Origin of the sequence: Pantoea sp. sgz302252, assembly GCF_047713085.1 — a bacterium.
GTDB lineage: Bacteria > Pseudomonadota > Gammaproteobacteria > Enterobacterales > Enterobacteriaceae > Scandinavium.
Genome location: NZ_JBLFJW010000083.1, coordinates 1 through 2,297 on the forward strand (window position 1 = coordinate 1; position 2,297 = coordinate 2,297).

4 protein-coding genes are annotated in these 2,297 nt (G+C 47.0%); 2 read left to right on the forward strand and 2 right to left on the reverse strand.

The genetic code is table 11. The features are described 5' to 3' along the window. Together ACLW56_RS25095 and ACLW56_RS25100 are read left to right on the forward strand one after the other, a co-directional pair. Positions 1 to 1,032: RHS repeat-associated core domain-containing protein (locus ACLW56_RS25095; RefSeq protein ID WP_330986313.1), on the forward strand; the 1,032-nt coding region annotated here is incomplete at its 5' end. Further along, positions 1,032 to 1,322 carry a hypothetical protein gene (locus ACLW56_RS25100; RefSeq protein WP_330986314.1) on the forward strand — a complete coding sequence of 97 codons (291 nt, stop codon included), beginning with the start codon at positions 1,032 to 1,034 and terminating at the stop codon, positions 1,320 to 1,322. The genes ACLW56_RS25095 and ACLW56_RS25100, both read left to right, overlap by 1 nt. Before the next feature lie 56 nt (positions 1,323 to 1,378). Here the strand turns inward: ACLW56_RS25100 and ACLW56_RS25105 are convergent, their stop codons facing one another. Both ACLW56_RS25105 and ACLW56_RS25110 read right to left on the reverse strand, forming a co-directional pair. Then, positions 1,379 to 1,690 carry a SymE family type I addiction module toxin gene (locus ACLW56_RS25105; RefSeq protein WP_330986315.1) on the reverse strand — a complete coding sequence of 104 codons (312 nt, stop codon included), beginning with the start codon at positions 1,688 to 1,690 and terminating at the stop codon, positions 1,379 to 1,381. A 67-nt stretch (positions 1,691 to 1,757) separates the two neighbouring features. Further along, positions 1,758 to 2,171: a helix-turn-helix domain-containing protein gene (locus ACLW56_RS25110; protein WP_330986316.1), complete on the reverse strand. Its 414-nt coding sequence runs from the start codon at positions 2,169 to 2,171 to the stop codon at positions 1,758 to 1,760. Between the last annotated feature and the right edge of the window lie 126 nt (positions 2,172 to 2,297).

The window sequence follows — 2,297 nt, forward strand, 5'->3', positions numbered from 1 at the left end:
GGAAAACCGGAAGAAGGGAAATTTGTCAGGGTAGTGAATGCCCACAACATCACCTGGAAATACGATGTTAACGGCAGGCTGGTACAGAAGCTGGTCGATAAAGGCGGCTATCGTCCGCAGCAGTGGCGCTACCGCTGGGATGCAAAAAACCAGCTGACCGGACTGGAAACCCCTGAAGGCGAACGCTGGGAATACAAATACGACCCGTTCGGCAGGCGAATCAGCAAACGCTGTACCAACCGTGACAAGCCCGGCATGGACTTCCACTGGAATGGCGATCAGCTAACGGAGGAAATTCCGGTTGGGACTGGCGGTAAACCGGAATACGAAAATACCATCCGCTGGATATACGAGCCGGGCAGTTTTACGCCACTGGCGCGTTATGAAAAAGGGCAACTGCATTATGCGGTCACCGATACCGTCGGGCGTATTCAGGAGCTGCTGACCGAAGACGGCACGATTATCTGGCAAGGGAAACAACAACTCTGGGGCCGTGAGGAAGGCATCAATAAGGACGATGTCCCCACATGCCGGTTACGTTTTCCGGGGCAATATGAGGATGCGGAATCGGGATTGCATTACAACCGGTTCAGGTACTATGATTACGAGACGGGGCAGTACATCTCATCGGACCCGATAGGGCTGGCGGGTGGAATTAACCCGTATTCGTATGTATCAAACCCGCTGAAATGGATCGATCCGCTGGGGTTGTGTAAAGAGAATATTTCAAAAAATATTCATGATGGAGCACAAGGAAAACATATTCCCGGACAAAATAATTACATTGATGGGAAAAGTATATTAAATGAAAACCCTCAAAGCCTCCTTGATAGATTCCATGCTGGAGATATTAATTCAAGCAGAATGATTACGGATAATAAAGCCAAAGCAGATTTTGGTGACATAATTGGCATCCATAAAGATATGAATGGTGTAGGTACACCTACATCGTGGGGAATAATTCATAGTGGTAAGAATGGCGCGCATATCGTTCCAGCTTTACCCGATGTTATACCAACAGGTGGGCCGTGATGAATGTTGAACATTTGAAATTAACTATATTTACAGCTCTTATGGGCAATATTGGTAATGATATCAGAGCATTGGCTTTTGATTTTACCGATAGCAAAATAGTCATACATGGATATCTTGATCATGAACCGCGTGACGATGACTATGAGTCTATAGATATAATAATTACTGAAATTATGTCATCTTATCCTTGTTTTATAAATCAAGAAGTTATATTGGTTGAATCTCACGAACCTATTGGAACATTATCTTGTTATAAAGGCTGGGTATTTGTTCGAAAAGAAGAATGATATTATTTCCGGAAAGATTATCAGATCTTTCCGGCCTTTTTATCATCTTCAATCCGCTAAGCAACCAGCTCCTTCATCCCCATCGCCGCCTGTTTAAACTGATAAAGTTCAGCCTTCAGGGCCTGCACTTCACTGGTATCCGCAATAATCGTCAGCACGCCTTCCGATATTTTCACCGTCACCCCCGTTCCCGTATCAAATCCCGCTTCCTTCAGCCAGTCGCCTTTAAGCATCAGACTCGGATGGCGGGAATAATAGCGCGTCCGGAATGTTTTGGGGTCGGCGTGCCGCGCGGTAATATAACAAACAAAGTAACGGCGCTGCGTTTTGGAAATCTTCCGTTCTGCCGTAGAATGCTTCTCAGCCATGATTAACTACCTCTTTTAGTTGCTTGTGGTCAGCGGTAATACAGGGTTGCAGCCCTGCATTACCGCGCTAAATATCGTCCGTTTTAGCGAGCATCATGCTCAGCATCTCAGTAATAAGCTTCTGTCTTGCCTTAGGTAATCCGTCTATCTCTTCGATCAGCTGTTGCCATTTTGGTGCCGGACCGCGCTTTCGGGCAATCTTCTCCGGCTCTTCACCCAGCAAATCCTCCAGTGAAACCGATAACAGCCTTGCCACGGCTGGGAGTATGGATATCTGTATCCGCCGCCGTCCGGCCTCCCATGCCTGTACCGCCTGCTGGGAAACGTTCAGCGCCTGAGCTACCTGTGCCTGTGTCATCCCGGCGTCCTTCCTCAGCGCGGTTATCCTCTTGCCCAGCTCGGCAATAAATACCTGTTCTTCGTTACTTATTGGTGCGGCCATAGTCGTCTTACCTGAAATCCCCTGAGTTCTGATGGCCATAATCTACTCCACGTTTTACATTTAACTGTTGTAAATACTACTAGCTGATGTATATACTTGTCGAGTTATTTTTACTCAAACCCTATTGACAGGTTTTACAGGAGTTCCCGTCATGGCCCGCATCCC